This window comes from Kribbella sp. NPDC020701 (assembly GCF_055562215.1).
In genome coordinates this window covers 324,092-345,131 of record NZ_JBVHFT010000002.1, presented here as the reverse complement: position 1 = coordinate 345,131, position 21,040 = coordinate 324,092, and the positions used below count along the sequence as shown (strand labels likewise).

The 21,040-nt window shown below is 68.2% G+C and carries 23 protein-coding genes, 1 tRNA gene and 1 pseudogene; 10 read left to right on the top strand and 15 right to left on the bottom strand.

What is annotated here, in order from left to right; genetic code table 11:
• Nucleotides 1-61 precede the first annotated feature (61 nt).
• Nucleotides 62-1,279: an MFS transporter gene (locus ACZ3HV_RS05165; protein WP_465681084.1), complete on the bottom strand. Its 1,218-nt coding sequence runs from the start codon at nucleotides 1,277-1,279 to the stop codon at nucleotides 62-64.
• 75 nt (nucleotides 1,280-1,354) lie between these two features.
• Entirely contained in the window at nucleotides 1,355-2,590 is a 1,236-nt protein-coding gene (locus tag ACZ3HV_RS05160; protein ID WP_465681082.1) for an MFS transporter, read from the bottom strand.
• 294 nt (nucleotides 2,591-2,884) lie between these two features.
• Between ACZ3HV_RS05160 and ACZ3HV_RS05155 the strand changes: the two genes are divergently transcribed.
• A tRNA-Ser gene (locus tag ACZ3HV_RS05155) sits at nucleotides 2,885-2,973 on the top strand.
• 5 nt (nucleotides 2,974-2,978) lie between these two features.
• On the opposite strand, the gene ACZ3HV_RS05150 is transcribed toward ACZ3HV_RS05155, so the two are convergent.
• Together ACZ3HV_RS05150 and ACZ3HV_RS05145 are read right to left on the bottom strand one after the other, a co-directional pair.
• Nucleotides 2,979-3,701, bottom strand: coding sequence for a phosphatase PAP2 family protein (locus tag ACZ3HV_RS05150; RefSeq protein ID WP_465681080.1), 723 nt, complete (start codon nucleotides 3,699-3,701; stop codon nucleotides 2,979-2,981).
• Nucleotides 3,638-4,345, bottom strand: coding sequence for a phosphatase PAP2 family protein (locus ACZ3HV_RS05145; RefSeq protein ID WP_465681078.1), 708 nt, complete (start codon nucleotides 4,343-4,345; stop codon nucleotides 3,638-3,640). The genes ACZ3HV_RS05150 and ACZ3HV_RS05145 overlap by 64 nt, the downstream gene beginning before the upstream one ends.
• Before the next feature lie 127 nt (nucleotides 4,346-4,472).
• On the opposite strand from ACZ3HV_RS05145, the gene ACZ3HV_RS05140 reads away from it, so the two are divergent.
• Together ACZ3HV_RS05140 and ACZ3HV_RS05135 are read left to right on the top strand one after the other, a co-directional pair.
• A complete protein-coding gene (locus ACZ3HV_RS05140; protein ID WP_465681076.1) occupies nucleotides 4,473-5,291 on the top strand; it encodes a DUF3626 domain-containing protein in 819 nt (272 codons plus the stop codon).
• Between the two features lie 76 nt (nucleotides 5,292-5,367).
• Nucleotides 5,368-6,075 (top strand): alpha/beta fold hydrolase, encoded by a 708-nt coding sequence (locus ACZ3HV_RS05135; RefSeq protein ID WP_465681074.1) that lies wholly within the window; start codon nucleotides 5,368-5,370, stop codon nucleotides 6,073-6,075.
• On the opposite strand, the gene ACZ3HV_RS05130 is transcribed toward ACZ3HV_RS05135, so the two are convergent.
• From ACZ3HV_RS05130 to ACZ3HV_RS05120, 3 genes are all read right to left on the bottom strand, one after another.
• On the bottom strand, nucleotides 6,023-6,550 hold the full coding sequence (locus ACZ3HV_RS05130; protein ID WP_465681073.1) for a GNAT family N-acetyltransferase: 528 nt from the start codon (nucleotides 6,548-6,550) through the stop codon (nucleotides 6,023-6,025). The two genes, ACZ3HV_RS05135 and ACZ3HV_RS05130, sit on opposite strands and share 53 nt — an antisense overlap.
• Complete coding sequence (gene trpD, locus ACZ3HV_RS05125; RefSeq protein WP_465681071.1) at nucleotides 6,474-7,622, bottom strand: anthranilate phosphoribosyltransferase; 1,149 nt, start codon at nucleotides 7,620-7,622, stop codon at nucleotides 6,474-6,476. Before trpD ends, ACZ3HV_RS05130 begins: the two co-directional genes overlap by 77 nt.
• 286 nt (nucleotides 7,623-7,908) lie before the next feature.
• Nucleotides 7,909-8,556, bottom strand: coding sequence for a glycoside hydrolase family 16 protein (locus tag ACZ3HV_RS05120; protein ID WP_465681069.1), 648 nt, complete (start codon nucleotides 8,554-8,556; stop codon nucleotides 7,909-7,911).
• 76 nt (nucleotides 8,557-8,632) lie between these two features.
• On the opposite strand from ACZ3HV_RS05120, the gene sigJ reads away from it, so the two are divergent.
• A complete protein-coding gene (gene sigJ / locus ACZ3HV_RS05115) occupies nucleotides 8,633-9,523 on the top strand; it encodes an RNA polymerase sigma factor SigJ (RefSeq protein ID WP_465681067.1) in 891 nt (296 codons plus the stop codon).
• Here sigJ and ACZ3HV_RS05110 read toward each other — a convergent pair.
• A pseudogene (locus ACZ3HV_RS05110) lies at nucleotides 9,498-10,257 on the bottom strand (aminoglycoside phosphotransferase family protein). The gene sigJ and the pseudogene ACZ3HV_RS05110 overlap by 26 nt on opposite strands.
• 86 nt (nucleotides 10,258-10,343) lie before the next feature.
• Between ACZ3HV_RS05110 and ACZ3HV_RS05105 the strand changes: the two are divergent.
• On the top strand, nucleotides 10,344-11,624 hold the full coding sequence (locus ACZ3HV_RS05105; protein ID WP_465681065.1) for an FAD-binding oxidoreductase: 1,281 nt from the start codon (nucleotides 10,344-10,346) through the stop codon (nucleotides 11,622-11,624).
• 62 nt (nucleotides 11,625-11,686) lie between these two features.
• Here ACZ3HV_RS05105 and ACZ3HV_RS05100 read toward each other — a convergent pair whose 3' ends face one another.
• A complete protein-coding gene (locus ACZ3HV_RS05100) occupies nucleotides 11,687-12,607 on the bottom strand; it encodes a VldE C-terminal domain-containing protein (protein WP_465681064.1) in 921 nt (306 codons plus the stop codon).
• Between the two features lie 215 nt (nucleotides 12,608-12,822).
• Entirely contained in the window at nucleotides 12,823-13,470 is a 648-nt protein-coding gene (locus ACZ3HV_RS05095; RefSeq protein ID WP_465681063.1) for a TetR/AcrR family transcriptional regulator, read from the bottom strand.
• A gap of 55 nt (nucleotides 13,471-13,525) precedes the next feature.
• Between ACZ3HV_RS05095 and ACZ3HV_RS05090 the strand changes: the two genes are divergently transcribed.
• Both ACZ3HV_RS05090 and ACZ3HV_RS05085 read left to right on the top strand, forming a co-directional pair.
• Nucleotides 13,526-14,044, top strand: coding sequence for an ester cyclase (locus ACZ3HV_RS05090; RefSeq protein WP_465681061.1), 519 nt, complete (start codon nucleotides 13,526-13,528; stop codon nucleotides 14,042-14,044).
• Nucleotides 14,045-14,163: 119 nt separating this feature from the next.
• The gene (locus tag ACZ3HV_RS05085; protein ID WP_465681059.1) at nucleotides 14,164-14,940 is read left to right on the top strand and encodes an enoyl-CoA hydratase/isomerase family protein; all 777 of its coding nucleotides are present in this window, start codon (nucleotides 14,164-14,166) and stop codon (nucleotides 14,938-14,940) included.
• Here the strand turns inward: ACZ3HV_RS05085 and ACZ3HV_RS05080 are convergent.
• The 3 genes from ACZ3HV_RS05080 to ACZ3HV_RS05070 all read right to left on the bottom strand — a co-directional run bounded on the left by ACZ3HV_RS05080 (nucleotide 14,932) and on the right by ACZ3HV_RS05070 (nucleotide 17,007).
• The gene (locus tag ACZ3HV_RS05080; protein ID WP_465681057.1) at nucleotides 14,932-15,273 is read right to left on the bottom strand and encodes a YciI family protein; all 342 of its coding nucleotides are present in this window, start codon (nucleotides 15,271-15,273) and stop codon (nucleotides 14,932-14,934) included. The two genes, ACZ3HV_RS05085 and ACZ3HV_RS05080, sit on opposite strands and share 9 nt — an antisense overlap.
• 77 nt (nucleotides 15,274-15,350) lie before the next feature.
• Entirely contained in the window at nucleotides 15,351-15,506 is a 156-nt protein-coding gene (locus tag ACZ3HV_RS05075) for a DUF6131 family protein (RefSeq protein WP_465681055.1), read from the bottom strand.
• Between the two features lie 100 nt (nucleotides 15,507-15,606).
• Complete coding sequence (locus ACZ3HV_RS05070; protein WP_465681053.1) at nucleotides 15,607-17,007, bottom strand: MFS transporter; 1,401 nt, start codon at nucleotides 17,005-17,007, stop codon at nucleotides 15,607-15,609.
• A gap of 179 nt (nucleotides 17,008-17,186) precedes the next feature.
• Here ACZ3HV_RS05070 and ACZ3HV_RS05065 point away from each other — a divergent pair, with 179 nt between their 5' ends.
• From ACZ3HV_RS05065 to ACZ3HV_RS05055, 3 genes are read left to right on the top strand one after another with little or no spacing between them, the layout of a single operon-like run.
• A complete protein-coding gene (locus tag ACZ3HV_RS05065; protein WP_465681699.1) occupies nucleotides 17,187-17,540 on the top strand; it encodes a YciI family protein in 354 nt (117 codons plus the stop codon).
• Nucleotides 17,537-18,769, top strand: coding sequence for an RNA polymerase sigma factor (locus ACZ3HV_RS05060; RefSeq protein ID WP_465681051.1), 1,233 nt, complete (start codon nucleotides 17,537-17,539; stop codon nucleotides 18,767-18,769). Before ACZ3HV_RS05065 ends, ACZ3HV_RS05060 begins: the two co-directional genes overlap by 4 nt.
• Nucleotides 18,770-18,805: 36 nt before the next feature.
• Nucleotides 18,806-19,483, top strand: coding sequence for a hypothetical protein (locus ACZ3HV_RS05055; RefSeq protein WP_465681049.1), 678 nt, complete (start codon nucleotides 18,806-18,808; stop codon nucleotides 19,481-19,483).
• On the opposite strand, the gene ACZ3HV_RS05050 is transcribed toward ACZ3HV_RS05055, so the two are convergent.
• A complete protein-coding gene (locus ACZ3HV_RS05050) occupies nucleotides 19,480-20,031 on the bottom strand; it encodes a DUF4240 domain-containing protein (RefSeq protein ID WP_465681048.1) in 552 nt (183 codons plus the stop codon). The two genes, ACZ3HV_RS05055 and ACZ3HV_RS05050, sit on opposite strands and share 4 nt — an antisense overlap.
• Nucleotides 20,032-20,085: 54 nt before the next feature.
• Complete coding sequence (locus tag ACZ3HV_RS05045; RefSeq protein ID WP_465681046.1) at nucleotides 20,086-21,030, bottom strand: aldo/keto reductase; 945 nt, start codon at nucleotides 21,028-21,030, stop codon at nucleotides 20,086-20,088.
• Between the last annotated feature and the right edge of the window lie 10 nt (nucleotides 21,031-21,040).

Sequence of the window (21,040 nt, the reverse complement as noted above, 5' to 3'; positions counted from 1 at the left end):
GAAACGCAGGTGCGCTCACGGGTGTGTTCGGTGATCCTGCCGTGTTGGGTGCGCGGGAGGCTCAGGCGCGCTGGACCGTGCTCTGAGGGATCGCCCGGTCCAACGCGAACATCGTCACGCTGGCCACGAGGGCCAAAGCGCTCAGGGCCAGCCACGGGAACTCGTGCTGCAGCTCGAAGAGCTGAGCGAAGAAGGCGGGCGCCAGCACACTCGCGAACGTGAAGGAGTACTGCCAGTAGGACAGGTACTTCCCGCGCCCGACGACCGGCGCCACCGCGGCTGACAGCGCGTTGTTGGTCGCAGCGTGCAGTACGTCGGCGAACGCGAAGCACGCCGTTGCCAGCACCAGCACGGGCACCACCAGCGCTCCCGGAAGATGCAGCAACGACGCCATCAGCAGTCCCCACACCGCCCAGGTCACACCGGACACGATCATGACGTTCGTACGACGACGCCGTTCGGTGTGCCGCACTACGAGCGTCTGGCCGGTCGCCAGGACGACGGAGGTCCCGGCCAACAGGACGCCGACCAGCCACTTGGGTACGGGCAGCGCCTCAGCGATGTACACAGGCAGTCCAACACCGAACATCATCATGCAGAGGGCCAGCAAGGTGTTGGCGCCGATCAGCACCAGGAACGGCTTGTCCTTGCGCAGAAGCGGAGCCGGTCCGGTGTCCTGCTTGGTCTGCTCGTGGTGAGACGGGTGCAACCGCAGGAGAAGCAGACCGGCCACGAAGAAGGTCACCGCGTTGACAGCCATCGCAATCAGGAACGGCGTATCGCCGCCGATCGCCAGCAGGAGGCCGGCCGCCAGTCCACCGAGGGCGAATCCCCCGGCCTGCATCATGCCGCCCAGACCGAACCACCGGTCGCGGTCGCCGTCGTCCGCGATGTCAGCCAGCAGACTGAAGATCGCAGACCAGAACGCCCGCTGTCCGGTCGTTGTCACAAGTGCGCAAAGGAACAGGAGCCAAAGCGACCGGCCGAAGAAGAAGCCCGTGAAGGCGAGACCCTGGGCGAACTGCGCGCCGATCACGAGGTTGCGCGGGCCTACTCTGTCGATCACCAAGCCCACCACGGCCGGTGCGGCGATGGAGAAGAGCGTCGCGACCGTCAGTACCAGTCCGGCCCTGCCGAGAGGGACGTCGGCGACCCTGACGAAGTAGAGCAGTAGAAGCGGCCCGGCACACCCGCCGCCGAACGAGTCGATGGACAGCGCGACGAGAAGCGGTACGCGACCACGGACCTTCGGGAGACCGAGAGATGTAGCTGTGGGCATGACAGTGCTTCTCCCATCGCATCGACTCGGCGGCCACGAACATAGCAAGCGCTCTCCGAGACCCTGCAACCGATTTCAGTCCGTTGCGGGCACCTGGCGTACCGAGACGTGGCGAAGTGGCCGCCAGGCGACCACCGTCATCAGCACCATAGCCACGAACGCTGCGGCGAACGGCGCGGCCAGTCCGAACCGTTGCGCCAGTACGCCGCCCAGCGCCGAGCCGATCGCGGCGCCACCGACCGAGGCCAACATGTACACGCTGTTCACTCGCCCCATCAGCGGCTCCGGCGTCGCCAGCTGCCGAGCGGTCGTGGACACGATGCCCCACACCACGGCGTGGACGCCGAACACAGCCATGGTCGCGCCGGCGACCCAAGGGCTCCGGGTGAGCGCGAGGATCAGGTGGACCGTCGTCTCGATCACCAGACCGCCGCGCAGCAGGGTCAGCGAGCCGACGCGCGGCTCGAGCAAGTGGTACACCGGCATGCCGAGGACCGCTCCGATTGCGCCGACCGAGATGAGCAATCCGAACTGCGTTTCGCTCAGACCGAGCCGCTCCCGGGCGAACAGCACCCAGGTCGCGAAGGCGGCGCAGAAGGTGATGTTCATGACCAGGATCGAACAGGCCAACGTCCGTACGCCGGCGTGGCCCCAGAGCCAGCGGACTCCCTCCCGCACTTCGCTCCAGAGCGCCGTACCCGACGGCTCCGGTAGTGGTGGACGTACGGCGACTCGTGCGACCAAGGCGGCCGCAGCGGCGAACGTCACCGCGTCGAAGACCAGTGGGACGCCGGACCCGACCGCGAACAGCAGTGCGCCGAGCGGTGGGCCGCCTAGCTGTTGCAGAACGGTCCCACTGGCAAACAGTCGCGCGTTGGCCCGACCCAGGTGTGCTTTGGGTACGGCGCTCACCAGCAATGCACTCGATGCGTTATCGGCGAGTGTTTCCGCCGTACCGAGTAAGAAGAGCGCCAGATAGATCGCCCACAGGGGTGAGGTGCCGAGCAGTACGGCGACGCCGAGGGCGGCGAGCACCGTCGCGCGAAAGAGGTCGGCGGCAACGACCATCAGCCGGCGATCGAGCCGGTCGACCAGTGCGCCGCTGAACAGGGCGAACAACAGCCATGGCAACTGCTGGACGAAGGCGGCCGCGCCGACCGCGGCCGGTTCACTGGTGATCGAGGCGACCAGCAGCGGGCCGGCGGCGAGCATGGCGCCGTCGCCGAGGTTGGAGATGATCGAGGCCGGCCAGATCTTGCGGAAATCGGATCCGAGGTCGGACGGCAGCAGGAACGTACCGAGGGAACGCATACGAGAGCTCCAGAGGGCATGACGGGACAACCGGAAGTGCCGGCGTGACGCCGGCGGAAGACCCGGTCGGCTGCACCACAGCCGGCCGGATAGCCCGGTCAGCCGCTGGTCAGCGCGCCGACCGGACGGTGTGTGCCATGTCCTCGAACGACCGAGACATTGCCCTCACCTCCGTCCGTACCCCAGGCGGCCCGTCCGCCTCTGCCGAGACCATACCGGTGGCTACCGGCCCCCGCACTCGACTTCCACCCCACCGCCCTGCGCTATCCTCAACGATCGGCGGCACAGCCGTCTGGAGGGTTCGCATAGCGGCCGAGTGCGCTGGTCTTGAAAACCGGTATGGCGGGTGACCGTCATCGTGGGTTCGAATCCCACACCCTCCGCGTTGTTATTTGGGTTTCCGGGTGGCTCCTGAGAGGCGGCCGGCAGCGGCGGGGCGTGGTGTGGAGCTGCGGCGGCGGGTGGTGCAGTGGCGGTACCAGGCGTAGGCGAGTAGGGCGCAGATGGCGCCGTTGAGTACGCCGGCGCCGACGTCCGTGACGTGGTGCATTCCGCGGTAGAGCCTGGAGAACGCCACGAGCAAGGGCATTGCGAGGCAGAGGATCACTGTGGTCCAGCGCAGCCAGGTGCGTTCGATGCCCAGTGCGAGCAGCGCGAACGCGACGTACAAGCCGGTCGACGCGCCTACGTGCCCACTGGGGTAACTCGCGGTCGGTGGTGACGCGTCGAGCTTGTCCACCTGCGGGCGATCGCGGTCCACGACTCTGGCCGCGATCAGGAAGATCAGCCCCTGCATGGCGATCGCCACCGGTGCGACGAGCGCCAGGCGCAGGTCCCGGGTCCGCCACAGCAGCAGGGACGAGACGACGATGCAGACCGCGATGACGCCCGCGGTGTTGCCGATCTGCGACCACACCGCGGTGATCGTGTCCCAGGTTCCGTTCCGGTCGGCGGCTAGATCCTTGTTGACCGTCTCTTCGGCGTGGGAGATCCCGTCGAGTGGTCCCTTCAGTGCGAGCCCGATGCCGATGATGAGGCCACCGAGGGCTACGCCGGGTGCGACGGTCCTGGTGAGGAGGTCGCTGCCGTCTTGCCGATGAATCCGATCCATGAAGCGAACATAATGCCCAGACCGAGTACGTGCCCGGCGAGAATGTCGGACGGGAAATGCGCGCCGATGAACAGCCGGTCCAGACCGACGATCACCGGCACCACGATCGCGAGCGCGACGGCGATGCGGCGTTGGGTGGCGGACAGCAGCGGCCAGAGCAGGAAGACCAGGACGCCGGCCGCCAAGGTGATGTTCAGGGTATGGCCGGAGGGGAACGAGTAGCCCTGCGCATGCGGCACCGAGTCGTCGACGACCGGCCGGGCGCGCTGGGCGATGGGCTTGGCGATGCCGCCGATTCCCCAGCCGACCATCATCGTGACGAAGGCCCACAACGCCCGCCCCTTGAGCTTCTTGGACCTCCAGACCCAGACCACCACCACGGTCCCCACGAGGTACACGAAGATCGGCTGGCTGACGAGCTGGATCACGGTCAGCGCCGGTACCAGCCCGTGACGAACGCTGAACCCGGTGGCCGCCCGGATGGCCGCCTCGTCGGCCGTGATCAACGGATCGAACTTCTGTCGCACCGCCAACCCGAGGAGCACCACAGGCAACGCGAACACCAGCATCGCCAGGACACCACGGACCAACCGCCAACTCCGCGTCCGGACGACCGCAGCCGCACCTGCCCGCCGTATCGCCATAATCCGCCTGTACCCACTTGTCTCGGATTTCCTTGGAACATCAGCCCGGTAGGTTGTGAGACGCCCGTCCGGAATGTGTGGAGCCACACTCCACATCCTCCGCCGATAGACCACGGGGTGGAACGTGGTGGATGAGCCTGCTGAGCGGGCAGTGCGGTTCGTTGCCGCGACAGCCGCTGGGGACGCGGTGGACCCGGGGTTGCGGGTGACGGTGAACTTTCAGCCGGATCGGTGGGTTCGGGGGCGGCTGGTGCTGGATGCGCTGGCGAGGGACGGCGTGTATGTGTCGCAGTTTGTTACTGGAGTCAGCAGTGGTGGGTTGACGGCGCATCCGGGTGGGGATCGGTGGCGGTGGGAGAGCCGGATGTTCGGTGGGGCATACGACGGGGCTCCGGCGGGTGTGCGGCCGGTCTATGGGGCTCTGAACTATCGGACCAAGGTGGTTGGTGGGGCACCGCGGTTTGGGTCGGCGCACCTGCGGTTGACGGCGGATGCGGTTGCGCGGGCGACGTTCTGTTATCCGGATAGCTGCTTTGAGCCGGAGCACTTTGGTGTTGCGGAGCGGATGGGGCTGATCGCGATGGCTGAGGCGGCGGAGTGCGACGTACTGGATGACTACGTCGAGGCTCAGATCCACGGTCCGGTGCGGTTGGCGAGGGATGTTGAGGCGGTGGTGCTGGATCCGAGTTATCGGGGTACTCCGGTGGAGGATGCGGCGCACGGGCTTGGTTGTGCGGTGGAGTGGCATGGCGGGTTTCGGTTGACGGTTGAGGAGTTGGGGCGGCATCCGGAGTACCGAGGGGCGCGGTACGTCGAGGTGGGCAGGCGGATCGCGGTCGATGGGGTGCTGACGCCGCGGGTGGTCGGGGATGCGGCGGGTGCGTACGACGAGCAGGAGTTGAAGCGGGTCTGGCACTGTCTGGCTCGGTTCGGCCTGGCAGGGTAGAGGGATGGAGCTGCGGATTCCGGTTGGGCCAGATGAGGTTTGGGCGGAGCATGTGGCGGGGGACGGGGTGCCCGTGGTGCTCCTGCATCCCGGGGTGGGGGACTCGCGGGTGTGGGATCCGGTGATGCCCGCGCTGGCGGGGCGCCGGGTCGTTCGGTACGACGTGCGCGGGTACGGGCGGTCCGCGGCGCCGACAGCCGAGTTCTCGTTGCTCGAGGATCTGGTGACGGTGCTGGATCAGCTCGGGCTGGAGCGCGCGCTGCTGGTCGGGTGCTCGATGGGTGGCGGTACGGCGCTCAGCCTGGCGCTCTCGGATCCCGCCAGAGTGCAGGGCTTGGTGCTTCTGTGTCCTGGGGTGCCGGGGTTTCCCATGCCGGACGAGCCGGAGCTCGACGCGGAGTATGAGGCGCTCGCGGACAAGAGGGATGTCGAGGGACTGGTGCGGCTCGGGCTGCGGCTATGGGGTGCCGCGGGGGATGACGAAGCCGCGGTCGCTCAACTGCAGGCCGCCGTACCGGCGTGGTTCGACCAGGACGACTATCTGACGCCGGACCCACCGGTCTACGACCGCCTCCAAACCGTGCAGGCCCCGACCGTAGTCATGGTGGGCGACAAGGACCGCCCGATCCTGGCCGCAGTCGCCGGTGCGACCGCCGCACGCATCCCCGATGCCGAGTTCATCTGGATGCCGGGCGTCGACCACCTCCCGAGCCTACGCAACCCGGCCCTGGTCAGCCGGACGATCCTGCGCCGGGCCGACCACGTTCCCACTCAGCCTTCGTGATCGAGAACTGCCGGTAGAACGACTGTGCGACGAGGAAAGGTTCTTCGGCGCCTGTGCCGGTCTCGGTCATGCCCAGGCTGAGCAGAATGCGGATCGACGCGTGGTTGGCGTCCAAGGCATCGGCGGTGATCGCCTTCAGGCCGAGGTGACCGAAGCCATGGTCGAGGCCAAGGCGAGCGATGGCGGTGCCGATGCCTTGGCCCCAGCGGGTGGACGGGCCGACGACATAGCCGAGTTCGCGCTGCTGCGGGTCCTCGCCGTGCAGGTCGACGTACCCGACGATCTCGTCGCCGAGAACGGCGGCGAGGCGGATGAGCTCCGGATGCGGTTCGGTGATCAACCGGTTCCAGTGCGCCTCGTAGTCGGGCAGCGGTAGGCCGATGGTCCACCCGGCGTGCTCACAGAACCGCTGGTCCTGCCCCCATCGCGCGTACGTCGCGATGTCCGACAGAACCAGCGGGCGGAGAGACAGCATGTACTGAGCCTAAATGCGCTGGTTCATCGGTCACGGCTAGCGAGTGATTGGACCAGCGCTCCAGAGTTGCGGCGGCACTGCCGTTGTCCACAGCCTGTCGACACCGCTCCAGACAGTCCGCCAACTGTTCGAGCAACTGTCCGTCTTCCAGGTGCAGGGTGGCCAGGGCGGCCGCAGCGTTCAGGAGTACGACGTCTCGCACCGGACCGTGTTCACCGTCGACCAGACCGCGGAGCACACGGGCGTTGAAGGCGGCGTCACCGCCGCGGAGCTCGGCCAGTGAGGACGGGCGCAGTCCGAGTGCGCGTGGGTCGAAGACATGCGAGCGGGCGGAGCCGCCGGACACCACCCACAGCCGAGAGAGCCCGGTGGTGGTGAGCTTGTCGAGGCCGTCGTCGCCTCGGGCTACGAGGGCGGATTTCCCTTGCTGGGCAAGCGCATGGGCGAGCACTGGGAGCATGCGAGGGTTGGCGACGCCGACCAACTGATGCTGCGGGTCGGCGGGATTGAGCAACGGGGCCAGGACGTTGAAGGCAGTGGGGACCGCGAGCTCGCGACGTACCACGGCGACCTGGTGCAAGGCCGGGTTGAAGCGTGGTGCGAACAGATAGGTGAGGCCGACGTCCGCAGCCACCCGCGCCGCGTCCGCGGCGGACAGATCCAGTGGGACGCCGAGGTGCTCGACCAGATCGGCAGAGCCTGCTGCGGACGAGGACGCGGCCCGACCGCCGTGCTTGACCACGGTGACACCGGTGGACGCCGCCACGACCGCGGCCATGGTGGAGACATTCACCGCACCGGTACGGTCGCCGCCCGTGCCGACGATGTCCACGAACGGCTCGTCGATCCGCACCGGCGTGGCGTGCGAACGCAGTACCGAGGCCAGTCCGGCGAGTTCGTCGGCGGTTTCGCCCTTGGCCCGCAAGGCGATCAGGAAGCCGGAGATCTGGGCCGGTGACGCGTCGCCCAGCACGACCTGGTCCATCGCCCAGCCGGTGTCCGCGGCCGTCAGGTCGGAGCCGGCCAGGAGCGCGGAGATCAGTCCGGACCAGGTCCGGAGTGTTGTTGCCATCGGCAATCCTCGAGGGTGCGGGGCCGCCCACGAGGAGACATCACAACGGCCGCCTCGCAGGAGACGGCCGGGTGGTTACGCGCGGAAGCAGCCGTCTAGTCGACGGCCCACCACTGACCCGCGCGCAGGAACATACCGACGACCTTAGTCAGGCGACCAGTTGCTCCGCAATGTTCCATCCACGGATGGAGTCGACGGTGAAGGTGGGCACATGGTCGTTGGCACTCCCGTCGGGGAAGTCGAAGACGGCGAGCATCAGCTGCAGCGGGTACGTCGGAGCGCCCGATCAACTGCGGATCGGCGCGCCGTCGACGAAGAACGTCGCCTCGCCGGAGGCCCATTGCACGGCGTAGGTGTGGAAGTCGCGCAGGTCCAGCGGGAGCCGGACCGCCTCGAAGTCCTGCGGCACGGACGGGTCACGGATGGTTTTCAGGCCCATGCCGACAGCTGTGGAGTCACCGGGAACGATCGCGTCGCCGAAGACCTCCATCACACAGATCTCTCCGCACCGCTCCGGCTGGTCCTCCAGTCCGACCATCCACAGCGACACCATCGACCGTGGACTGAGATCGGCCCGCGCCCGCAGTTCGACGTACCCACCGTTCGGAGTCCAGCCCCAGAACTCATGCTGCGCCTCGCGGACGACGAGACCCTCCCGGTACGGCTGCTGCCCGATCGTGCTGCCGACCGGACCGGAGTAGTTGCCGGACTGGATCCCCGACACCCGCAGGTCCGGTTTGTGGTCGCCGTCGCACCAGAGTCCCTGCTCCGGCGGGATGCTGAGCGTGAGGCATGAGTCATTCAGCCGGTACGTCGCAGCCGACGCCGCACGGGAGCTCCAGTGCGGCAGATAGTGCGGTGACCACGCGGACCGGTCGAGCGACGACGCTTCGAAGTCGTCCTCGAACACCAGGTCACCGCGGGTCGCAGGCATGACCCCATCATGGGTGATGCGGAAGCCCTGTCACATCATGGTGCTCCGATCCGTCAGGGAAGTGATGGAGGCATCAGTGGACGACCACGACCAGCTGGCGAGGCAGTTCGAGCAGCATCGCGGGCAGTTGCGCGCGGTCGCGTACCGGATGCTCGGGTCGCTCGCTGAGGCCGAGGACGCCGTCCAGGAGGCGTGGTTGCGGCTGAGCCGGTCCGACGTGAGTGATGTCGGCAATCTGGCCGGATGGCTGACCACCGTGGTGTCGCGGGTCTGTCTGGACATGCTGCGCAGCCGCAAGTCCAGGCGGGAGGACTCACTGGACACGTTCGTACCAGATCCGATCATCAGCCGGGAGGCCGGTGGGCTCGGGCCGGAAGACGAGGCGTTGCAGGCGGATGCGGTCGGTCTGGCGCTGCTCGTCGTACTGGAGACGCTGGCGCCGGCGGAGCGGCTGGCGTTCGTGCTGCACGACATGTTCGGGGTCAGCTTCGACGAGATTGCGTCGATCGTGGACAAGTCCCCGGCGGCGACCCGGCAGCTGGCCAGCCGGGCACGGCGGCGGGTACAGGGCGCGCCGCGCAGCGATGGTGACACCGGGCGGCAGCGGGCTGTGATGGAAGCGTTCATGGCCGCGTCGCGCAGTGGTGACTTCGAGGCGTTGCTTTCGGTGCTCGATCCGGACGTCGTACTGCGCGCTGACGCGGGAGCGGCGACCGCGGAGTTCGCCGGTCCGGCGGTATCGAAGCTGGTCCGTGGTGCGCGGGCGGTGGTCGAGCAGGCGCTCCTCTTCGGCCGGATGGCGCCGTACATGGAGCTCGCGACGATCAACGGCGAGCCGGGCGGGATCACCGTCGTCAACGGCCGCCTGATGGGGGTCATGGCGGTCACGGTCGCCGATGGCAAGATCACCCAGATCGATATCCTCGCGGACATCGAACGCCTCAAGGAACTCCCGCTGCCGGCCTGAGCAGCTCGAGCACCCGTCGCGCCTGCGCCTCCGCCGCACCGGGTGGATTCCGGTTGGCACTTGGTCCGCCCGGACCGATCAGTGTCAGCCAGAACGCCGCCCACAGACAGCGGGCGGTGTGGAAACGGGACGGGTCGACGGCGAAACGTCGTACGACGGGACTCCAGTCGGTCTCGCGTCCGGCGAGATGCTCGACGAGGTTGGCGAGCTCAAGGCAGAGGTCACCGCGCCCCGCGTCCTCGAAGTCGACTATGCGGATCCGGGTGCCGTCCCAGAGGTAGTTGGTCAGGTTGGGATCGCCGTGGGCGACCACTGGGTCGCGCAGCTCGAAGTCGGCAAAGCCGTCGAGCCAGACCGCTGCGGCTGTGGCGGCATCGGCGAACACTCCCGTGCCTGTCCGCAGAGTGGCGAGGGCGGTCTGGGTGCGGTTGACCAGGGCCGGTGTGTCGATCGGGTAGGTCGTGGGGAGCCACCGACCACAGAGTGGTGAGGGCGTCGCCCAGGGCGTCGATTTGCGCACCAGTGAGCGCGCCGCTAAGTGGCTGACCAGGGAGGACTGTCATCGAGACCCACGGACGCGGCGCGGCGCCGTCGACCAGGGGGATCGGTGCCAACCCCGGCGCGTGCTGCGCGAGCAAGGTGAGGGCAGCCCATTCGCGGCCCGGCTCATCGCGGGACCACGAGCTGTAGTGCTTCGTGAGGACCTCGCCGGTGACCTCGACGGTGTGGGTCATCTGAAGAAGTTTGCCGGGGCGTGTCGATCGGCGCCTCCTTCCTTCGACGTATTGGCAGAAGCGGATACGTGAGGGAGTGGGTTGGGATGACGACGCAGACGGTTGCACCGGTTGCAAGCGACGTGGTGGCGGGGCTGCTGGGCGCCGGGTTCAACGGCGCCATCCGGCAGCCCGGTGAGACGGAGTACGACGTACAGCGGAAGTCCGTGATCCCCACAATCGACTCACGGCCGCTGGTGGTCGCCGAGGCCTCCAGCCGGACCGACGTCCAGGCGGCGGTGCGGACGGCACGCGAGTACGGCGTACCGATCGCGGTGCAGGCCACGGGTCACGGGACTCGGGTACCGGCCGACGGCGGGATCCTGCTCAAGACCACGCCCATGACGAGCGTGCTGATCGACCCGGAGCGCCGGATCGCCAAGGTCGCACCGGGAGCGCGCTGGGGTGCGGTGCTGGACGCCGCAGGGCAGTTCGGGCTGGCGCCGCTGTCGGGCTCACACCGCGACGTCGGCGTCACCGGGTACACGCTCGGTGGCGGCGTGGGCTGGCTGGCCCGGAAGTACGGGTTCGCGGCCGACAGTGTGATCCGCGCCGAGGTCGTCACCGCGGACGGGCGCACTGTGACCGCGAGCGCCGAGCACCACCCGGACCTGTTCTGGGCGATCCGCGGCGGCACTGGCAACTTCGGCATCGTCACGTCGCTCGAGTTCCGGCTGTATCCGGTCCGCACAGTCCACGCCGGCATCGTGTACTACGGCATCGACCGCGCGGCCGCGATCCTGCGCCACTACCGCGACTGGACCGCCACGATCCCCAACGAGCTGAGCACTGCGGTCGTCCTGACCCGGGTCCCCGGCACCGAGCAGCGTGCCGTCGCGATCAAGGTCATGTACGCCGGTGCCGCCGAGCTGGCCGAGCACCTGCTGAAGCCGCTGTTCGAGGTCGCCGGTCCCCGGCTGGCCGGCGAGCTGACCACGATCGAGTACGGCGACGCCGCGATGGGCGGCACGCCCGCCCGGCACCTCGACTTCCTCGACACCCTGACCGACGAGGTGATCGACGTGGTCACCGGCTTCGACGACGAGGACGCGCCGACCGTGGAGATCCGGCACTGGGGCGGTGCGATGGCCCACCCGGGTCCCGGCGCCGGTCCGGTCGGTCACCGCGGAGCGTCGTACTCGCTGATCGTGGACCGCGAGATGCACGGCGTGCTGCCGGACTCGGGCCGCACCTTCGTGAACTTCCTCGGCGACCTGGGCCGCGCGGACACGGCGTACGACGTCAAGGACCTCAGCCGGCTGCGCGAGGTCAAGCGGGCCTACGACCCGACGAACTTCTTCCACCTGAACGCCAACATCCGCCCCTGAAAAAGCGACCCGGTCCCCAGGAGGGCAGGGGACCGGATCGCTCGGGGCGTCTCGGGTTTGGCTCAGACCGTGCCGGAGTTCCCGTAGACAGTCACGTGCACGTGGTCGTAGTGGTTCGCGGTCGTGCTGCCGCGGTCCTCCATCGCGCGCCAGCCTTCGCTGCTGCGCTGGACGGTCCAGATGTGCTGCTGCCAGATCAGCTGGCTGACACCGAGCTTCTTGTAGTTCGCGTGCAGCCAGTCCGCGACCTCCTGGCCCTCCGACCCGCTGACCATGATGTCCAGCGCGTGACCGGTGGAGTGCTCCGAACCGCTGTCGCCGGACCGCAGACCGCCGTACGACGTGATGTCCGGGAACTTGGCGCAGATCGCGCGGTGGACCCGGATCGCGTCCTGGGTCAGCCCGTCCTCGACCGAGGAGCCGGACTTGCAGGCCGCCTGGGAGATGCTGCCGGAGGTGCTGGTCGTGCTCGCGACCGGCTTGGTGGCCGACAGGTACGCCGCCTTCACCCAGCGGGACTTGTTGTCGCTGACGACCTCGGCCCAGATCCCGTCGATCTTGCCGGTGACGGAGACCTTGGTGCCCTTCGGCAGCACGTCCAGCAGGACGCCGGTGAGCGGGAGCGACCAGAGGTTCACGTCGGTGGTCGTGTACTTCGTGCCCATCACCTTCGGCGGCGTAGCGCTCGCGGCGGCGCGCGTCTTGGTCGCGGTGGGCTTCGGGATCGGCGCCGCCTTCTTCAGGTGCTTCGCCGAGGGGGTGCTCTTCGGCTTGGGAGCCGGGGTCTGCGACGGAGCGACGTCCAACGGCGGGCGCAGAGCGTCCCGGCTGACCTGGGCCTCGCGCGACAGCTGCAGGGACGAGCTGGCGATCGAGGTGTCGAACTTGACGTGCTGGTCGGGGAGTGCGGCCGCCGATCCGGTGACCACCAGGGCCACTGCGGCGCCGGGAATCGCCACCTTCGCGACACCGGGCCGGATCACCTGGGGGCGCGCCTGCCGGTGCCGCGCCTGTCTATGCCGTCCTGCAGTCACTTTCTGAAACCCAATCTGCCGAGACCAAAACGTTATCGACCGGAGGAGTCAAGCACACATCGCCGCGCGGGTTCGAATCGGCCCCGAGTCTTAACGCATTACGAACATCCACAGCGGGGTCCCAGTCGTGATCTGCTCGCGATTCGGATGTGACCTCTTCGAGATCAAACGCTTGGTCGGATCACGGCGTCCGTGATCGCGCTCGCGACCAGGTCGGCGTACCGCTCGGGGGTCCAGCCGCGGAGCAGAACGAGGAGCTCGTAGAACTCGACCGAGATGTACGTCCACAGCACGTCGGCGACCTCGTCGAGCGTGATCCCGGGCCGCAGTTCGCCGGTGTCGAGCAGGTGCCGGCCGAACATGGTCATCCCGGTCAGGCGTTCGTCCAGCAGGGTCTGCCAGGTATCCCGCAGGGTCTCGTCGTTGTGCCGGCCGTCCCGGATCAGGATCTGCACCCGCGCCGACCGCTGCTGCCGCTGGACGAACCCGTCGACGTACAACTGGATCTTCCGGCGTACGTCGGGCTCCTGCTGGATCGCCCGTGACTCGGGGCGCTCCGCCATCGGGATCGGCGCGTCGTCGCCGGCGATCACGAAGTCGAACACGGCCTTGGCCAGCGCGGCCTTGGTGCCGAACCCCTTGTAGATGCTCTCGGCCGAGACTCCGGCGCGCTGTGCGACCGCACTGATCGTGGTCGCCTGGAAACCGTCGGCCTCGAAGAGCTCCTGCGCCGCGACCACGACGTCCCGCCGCCGTTGCCGGGCCCGCTCGCGCCGGCCGGTGGCGTCGTACTGCCTCTTGACTTCCGCCATCACCGATCCCATGCTTTTGAGTACAGCCTCACTGTATCTAATTAATGGGGGAACCATGCACACCGAAACCGACGTGGGTGCGATCGCGGTCCGCGGCATCCAGATCATGGCCGACGGCGACCGGGCCGACTTCGACACCCTGATCCATCCGGACGCGGTCAACCGGGAGGACGAGATCGAGCCGCCGGACTGCCGGGTCGGTGGACCGGCCGGCTACTACGCGACCGCGCTCTGGCTGCGGACCGCGTTCGAGGGACTCGCGTACGAGATCCATCATGTGGTTGCCGACGGCAACTTGGTCGCGATCGACTCGACGATGAGTGGGCGGCACGTGGCGCCGTTCGCGGTTTACACCCCGGTGGGCCAGGTGGACACGGTCTTCCCGCCGACCGGCAAGACCTTCGCCATCACGCAGTCGCACTGGCTGCGGATCGAGGACGGGAAGGTCGTCGAGCACTGGGCCAACCGCGACGATCTCGGTCAGGCCAAGCAACTCGGCTGGGTCCCGCCGACGCCCGCCTACCTCTTCCGCATGGCCCGCGCGAAGTCCCGCGCCAAGCGCGCCGCCGCGTAGTCCTTCTTTGTGCACGGCTCGACCGTTTTGGCGGCCGATCCATGGTCGAACGGTGCACAAAGTGGGTGGTGTGATGCAGCTAGCGGCGCGGAGGGGTGGCCGGCTGGTTGACTGCGGGGGTGGATGAGCTGGGGTTCCGGATCGAGGGCGGGGTGGTGGCCCGGCTGGTGATCGACCGGGTCGAGAAGCGGAACGCGCTGACCCGCGCGATGTGGGATGCCCTGCCCGGTCTGCTGGCGGAACTGGCGGCCGACGACGCGGTGAAGGTGCTGCTCGTCACCGGCGCCGGGCCGACCTTCTCCGCCGGTGCGGACATCCGCGAGCTGATCTCCGGGGACGATCCGGTCGATCCGATGGCGGAACTGCGGGCGTTCAACCTGCGGGCCCAGACGGCGCTCCGAGATTTCCCGAAGCCGACGATCGCCGTGGTGCGCGGGCACTGCATCGGCGGCGGTCTGGAGATCGCGGTGAACTGTGACTTCCGGTTCGCCGCGCGGGACGCGACGTTCGGGGTGACACCGGCCCGGATCGGGGTGGTCTATCCGCCGGCGGCGATCAAGGTCTTGCTCGATCTGGTCGGTCCGGCGACGACGAAGTACCTGCTCTTCAGCGGTGAACTGCTGACCGCGGAACAGGCCGAGCTGAAGGGTCTGGTCGATCGGGTCGTCGACGATCCGGACGCCGAAGCGGCGGCCTTTGCGGCGACGATGGTGTCGCGGTCGCAGCTGACGATTCGCTCGGCCAAGGAGACCGTGAACGCGTTGCTGGCCGGCGAGGACGCGGACGCCCAGGCCGTACGGCGTTATCGCGAGACGATCGCCGGTGGTGAGCTCGCGGAGGGGATCGCGGCGTTCACGGAGAAGCGCTCACCCACGTTTCCCTGGCATTCACGCTGAGATCAGCGTGCCGCGGAGCTCGACACGATCGCCGGCCGCGGTCGAGACGCGCGCCGCGATCGCCTGGGCCTGGTCGTCGTCGGCGACATCGATGAGGAAGAAGCCCGCGAGCTGCTCCTTCGACTCGCCGAACGGCCCGTCGGTGACCACTTGCGCACCATCGCGGATCTGCACGATCCGCCCCTCCTCCGGAGGTAGCAGCCCCTCCGAACTGACCAGCTCACCACTGGCGGCGAGCTCGCTCTCGAGCCGCATGAGCCGGCCGAGCGCCTGCTGGTCCTCGTCGGTCCAGGTGCGATCGAGGCTCCGGAAAATCATCACGACGTACTTCATGGGCACACCGTAGCGACCCGCACGGACAGAACCCCGCGGGCCGGAAGGGCCCGCGGGGTTCTGAAGCCTGCGACGGATCAGTACCAATGTCTGCGTCCGCCGACCGCCCGGCCGGCCGATCCGAGCAGGAACAGTACCGCTCCGATCACGACCAGGATGATGCCGATCGTCCACAGGATCGGAACACTCAGTAAGAACCCCAAAATCAGCAGGATCACACCGAGGATGATCATGAAGCCTCCTTCTCGAGGGCCGCCGGGCGAAAAGGTGGCGGCCACGCGGATCAGGTGCCCTCGGCCGTCGCAACGGCAAACGTCCAACGAGTGTTTGAAGTCAGGGCGCCACTGCCTCCAGCTGGTGCTGTACGGTGCGATTGCGTCCGAGCAGGAGGCCGCATCCGGCGAGACCGAGCGCGATGAACAACCACACCGCCACGAACGCGACCCGGTAGCCGTGGGTGAGAGCGGTCGGCGTGGCACCCGTCGTACTGGCCGTGGCGACTGCCGATAGAACGGCGATGCCTACCGCGCCGCCGATCTGGAAGCTGGCGTTCTGCAGTCCGGATGCGACGCCGGCGTCTGCGCCGGTCACGTCGCTGAGGGAGGCGATGGACCCGGCGACCGTTCCGGCACCCAGCCCGGCACCGAAGATCGTCAGACCCCAGAAGGCCAGCTCGAAGTACCCGGAGTCCACCGTTAGCCGAGCCATCACGGTAGTGCCGACGCCCGCGAGCAGCAGGGAGACGAACGCGACCCGGCGGGTGCCTACGCGTGTGACGAGGTGTTGGCCGACCATGGACCCGCCTACCGCGGCAGCCGCGAGTACGGCGGACATCAGGCCGTAGCGGATCGCGGACACACCCAACGCCAGTTGGGCGTACTGCGTGTAGATGAAGTTCAGTCCGAACGCCGCCAGTCCCCAAGCGATCGTGATCAGGTTGCCGCCGACCAGAGCGCGCGAGCGGAAGATCCGCAGTGGTACGAGCGGTGCGGCCGACCGCTTCTCCACGAGTACGAACAGTCCGAACAGGGCGGCCGACAACAGCACTAGCAGCACGGTCCGGCCCGCGGACGACTCCGGCGCTTCGATGACGGCGTACACGAGCACGATGAGCGCAGCAGTCACTGTGACAGCGCCGGCCACGTCGAACCCGCGTCTGCCCGGTCCACGGCTGTCCAGCAGCAGAACGGGAGCCAGTACGACGACCAGCAGGCAGATCGGCACGTTGATGAAGAAGATCCACTGCCAGCCGAGTCCGTCCGTGACAGGCCCTCCGACGAGCGATCCCGCCGTACCGCCGACCCCACTGGTCGCTCCCCAGATCCCGAGCGCCTTGTTGCGGTCCGGACCCGCGGGGAACGTGGTCATGACGATCGAGAGTGCACTCGGAGCCAGTACGGCGGCAGCCGCGCCCTGCAGCCCACGCGCGAGTACCAACGCGTCACCGCTCCACGCGAACCCGCAGAGCAGCGAGGACCCGGCGAACAGCACCAGTCCGGTGATGAACACCCGACGTCGGCCCAGCAGGTCGGAGATGCGGCCGCCGAGCAGCAGCAGGCCGCCGAACATCAGCGCGTAGCCGCTGGGCACCCATTGCACGCCACCGGTCGAGAAAGTCAGCTCACGCTCGATCGACGGGACGGCGACCAGCACGATCGACGCGTCCAGGATGATCATGAACCCGGTCAGGCAGAGCAGCGCCAGTGCGAACCAGCGCTTCGATTCCAGAACCATCTGACATCTCCAGTACGGCGCGGACGCCCCGGCTGAGCGTCACTCGGTGGAGACGTCGGGTCCGGCCCGGTCACTTCGACATCTCGCGTTTGTCGAGTCGGGCCCGGGTGTTACGACGTACCGGGTGAGAGGGGGTCACAGCGGCCTCCGCGAGGGACAGGATGGTGCCTGTGAAATACATGCTGCTGATCTACAGCAACGCCGAGAGCTGGGCGGGCCTGTCTGCTGAGCAACGCGAGGGTCTGTCGCGGGCGCACGAGTCGCTGTCGCGTGAGCTGAGTGAGCAGGGGCTGCTGGTCAGTGCGGCCGGGCTGGCCGACCCCATCACCACGCGGACCGTGCAGGTGCGTGACGACACCACGATGACCACGGACGGGCCGTACGCTGAGGCCAAGGAGCACCTGGCCGGGTTCTACCTGGTCGAGTGCGATGACATCGACCAGGCGATCGGGTACGCCGCCCGGATGCCGGATGCGGAGTACCTCGCGGTGGAGGTGCGACCGGTGATGGACACGTCCGGGCTGGAGATGTGAGCGACTTCGAGCTGCTGCTCCGTGAGCAGGCGCCGCAGGTCCTGAGCGCGCTGGTCCGGCACTACGGTCACTTCGACCTGGCCGAGGAAGCCGTCCAGGAGGCACTGCTGGCGGCCGCGCAGCAGTGGCCGACCGAGGGGATTCCGGACAACCCGCGGGGCTGGCTGATCCGCGTCGGGTCCCGCCGGCTGACCGATCTGCTGCGCAGCGAGTCGGCCCGGCGGCGCCGCGAGGAGAACGCGGCACAGCTGTCCGCACCGGAGGAATTCGTTGCTTCAGGCCCGGAGATCGACGATCCGGGCGGCCGGGACGACACGCTGACGCTGCTGTTCCTGTGCTGTCACCCGGCCCTGTCGCCGGCCTCGCAGATCGCGCTGACGCTGCGCGCGGTCGGTGGTCTCACCACTGCGCAGATCGCGGCCGCGTTCCTGGTGCCGGAGGCAACCATGGCGCAACGGATCAGTCGGGCGAAGCGCAGTATCAAGCAGGCGGGCAGTACGTTCGAGCTGCCGCCCGAGGCGGAGCGGGACGAGCGGATGGGCGCCGTACTGCACGTCCTCTACCTGATCTTCAACGAGGGCTATACCGCCTCATCCGGTACGTCGTTGCACAGCGCGGAGCTCACCACCGAGGCGATCCGGCTGGTGCGGGGCGTGCGCAAGCTGCTGCCGGACGACGGAGAGGTGGCCGGGCTGCTGGCACTCATGCTCCTCACCGACGCACGTCGGCCGGCTCGGACCGGTGTGGAGGGCGCACTGGTGCCGTTGGCGGACCAGGACCGCTCGAAGTGGAACAAGGCTGCGATCGTCGAGGGCGAAGCACTGGTGACGGATGCGCTGTCGCGCACGCAGCTGGGGCCGTACCAGGTTCAGGCCGCGATCGCTGCGGTGCATGACACCGCTGAGCGCGCCGAGGACACGGACTGGCGGCAGATTGTCGCGCTGTTCGACGTACTCGAGCAGATGGTCGACAACCCGATGGTGAAGCTCAACCACGCGGTCGCGGTCGCCATGGCGGTCGGTCCGAAGGAGGGGCTCGCCGTACTCGAGCCACTCGAGTCCGACGACCGCATGACCGGCCACCACCGGCTGGAGGCGGTGCGTGCGCACCTGCTGGAGATGTCGGGTGAGCGGGCTGCCGCACGAGAGAGCTTCCTGCTGGCGGCCCGCCGGACGACGAGTGTCCCGGAGCGCAACTACCTGCAATCGAAGGCAGACGAGCTGACCTGAGTCGCGATGCCCCCGGACATGTGTCAGGTTTGAACCGTGGATCTGACCAGGGCCTCGCTCCTCCGGGAGATGCTGACCGGCACTGAGCTGGGGAGCCGGACGACCGAGTTCGCGCACTCCCTGCGGCGGTTCACCACTCGGACCGGTGGACTGATGCTGTTCGGGCCGGCCGACGACGAGCCGTGGCATCTGACCGCGCACCTGGATGACGAGCTGCACCGAGCCGGGGTTGAGGACATCCGGCCGTCGCTGGTCCGCTGGGCGCCGCCACCGGACGCACCGCCGCACCTGGCGATCGGACTGGATCGGCTGCAGGACGCGGGCCGCGGTGAGTCGCTACTGGTGGTCGCCGAGGCGGATCCGGCGGAGACGTTGCTCGAGCGGATCAGCGACGTACGACGCCGGGGTACGACGATCTTCAGCATCGGGAACGGGGATCAGGAGCTGACGTCCCTCAGCCACGAGACGCTGGTGCCCGAGTTGCTGGTGCCGGACGGGTTCGGGTGGACCAGTCGGCGGATCGAGCTCGAGTTCGACCACGACGAACCGCAGACCGCCGTACCGCTGACCGATCTGGAGCCTCAGGCGGCGGAGGGGTTCGAGATGGCCCAGCATCTGGTCAGCCTGGCCGCGGCCGACGCGGACGCCGGTCAGCCCGGGTGGCGCCGCCGGCTCCGCGCCGCCATCGAACGCCTCAGCGGCGAACCGGCCTAGGCTTCTAGGTAGAGCGCGGCCAGCCGGGGCAGGTGGGTCTCCAGGTCGTCCTCGTCGTCGAAGTCGATCTCCTTACCGGCAGGCAGGGCCGGGGTGTCCGGGGTGTCCGCCTCGACGGCCTTCCAGTACGCCGCATCGTCGCCGGTGACGTTCTTGTACGCGTGACTGCCCACGTGCAGCAGCCCCTCACCGTCGAATCCCTCGAAGCCCTCCGGCCGGTCCTCGTCGACCACGTCCGCGAGCGAGTCCGGTTCGGCCAGCGCGGCCTCCCAGACCTCCCTCCCCTGCGCGATCAGCCAGCCACGGAACGAGTCGAACCCGTCCTCCGAGGCACCCGAGTTGATCAGGTACGCCGCCGCCCACAGATCCCACCGGTAGGACTCGACCTGCAACCGCGCGAGCTCCACCCCGAACTCGGCGATCTCCCCGGCCTCTAGTCCACCCAGCTCCTTGACCAGCGCGTCCGCAACCCCATCCGGATCCGCGACGGTGTCATCCACACCACCACGCGCATCCTCGACCAGTCCCCAGAAACCATCCCTGTCCACCCCCAAAGCGTCTCACCACCCCTAGGCCAAAGGGGAGCGTTGATCAGAGGTGATTTACCAGACCTCGTCCAGTTGGGCGCGGTGTTCGGGGGTGAGTTGGAGGTGGGCGCCGTTGAGGGCGGTTTGGAGGTAGGTGGGGGTGCTGATGCCGATGATGGGGGTGATGGCGGGGGTGCCGGTGGTGAGCCAGGCGATGACTGCTTCGGAGGGGGTGATGTCGAGGTCCGCGGCTACCGCGGTGAGGGCTTCCAGGCGGCGGGTGGTGCCGGGGTGGGTGAAGGCATCGGGGATCGGGCGGTCGGGGCGGTTCTCGTAGGCGCCGGACATCAGCGGGCTGTAGGCGAAGAGTTGCTGGCCGGGGTTGGTGGCGGCGTAGTCGAGGACCTCGTCGGTGATCCAGCCGAAGCGGTGGTCGTGGGTGTGGTCGCGGACCAGGGGGCGGGGCTGGAGGTAGGAGTAGCGAAGCTGGAGAGCGCTCGGGCCCATGACACCCAGCTCGGCGGCGAGTCCGCGCATCCGCTCGTACCGCCACAGGGCGTAGTTGGACAGGCCGAGGCGGCCGATGGTGCCGGCTGCAGCGTGCTTGCCGAAGGCGGCGGCGGTTTCCTCCAGCGGGGTCGAACGGTCGTCGCGGTGGGCCCAGTACAGGTCGATGTGGTCGACGCCGAGTCGCCGGAGCGAGGTCTCCAGCGCCGCGTCGATCGCCTGAGCGCCCAGGCCTTCCGCGTGCTCGGGGTAGCTGCCGGGCCACAGTGGTTCGCAGCCGACCTTCGTCGCGAGTTTCACCCGGTCACGCACCCCTGGCCGCTGGGCGAACCACCGGCCGAGCAACTCCTCGCTCTGCCCGCCATGCCCACTCGGGTCCTGCCAGAACGCGTAGCAGTTCGCCGTGTCGATCCATTCACCCCCGGCATCGACGTACGCATCCAGCAGCGCGAAAGACTCCTTCTCACCGATCCGCGTCCCATACTCCATAGCGCCCAGCGCGATGTTCATCATGCCGACCACC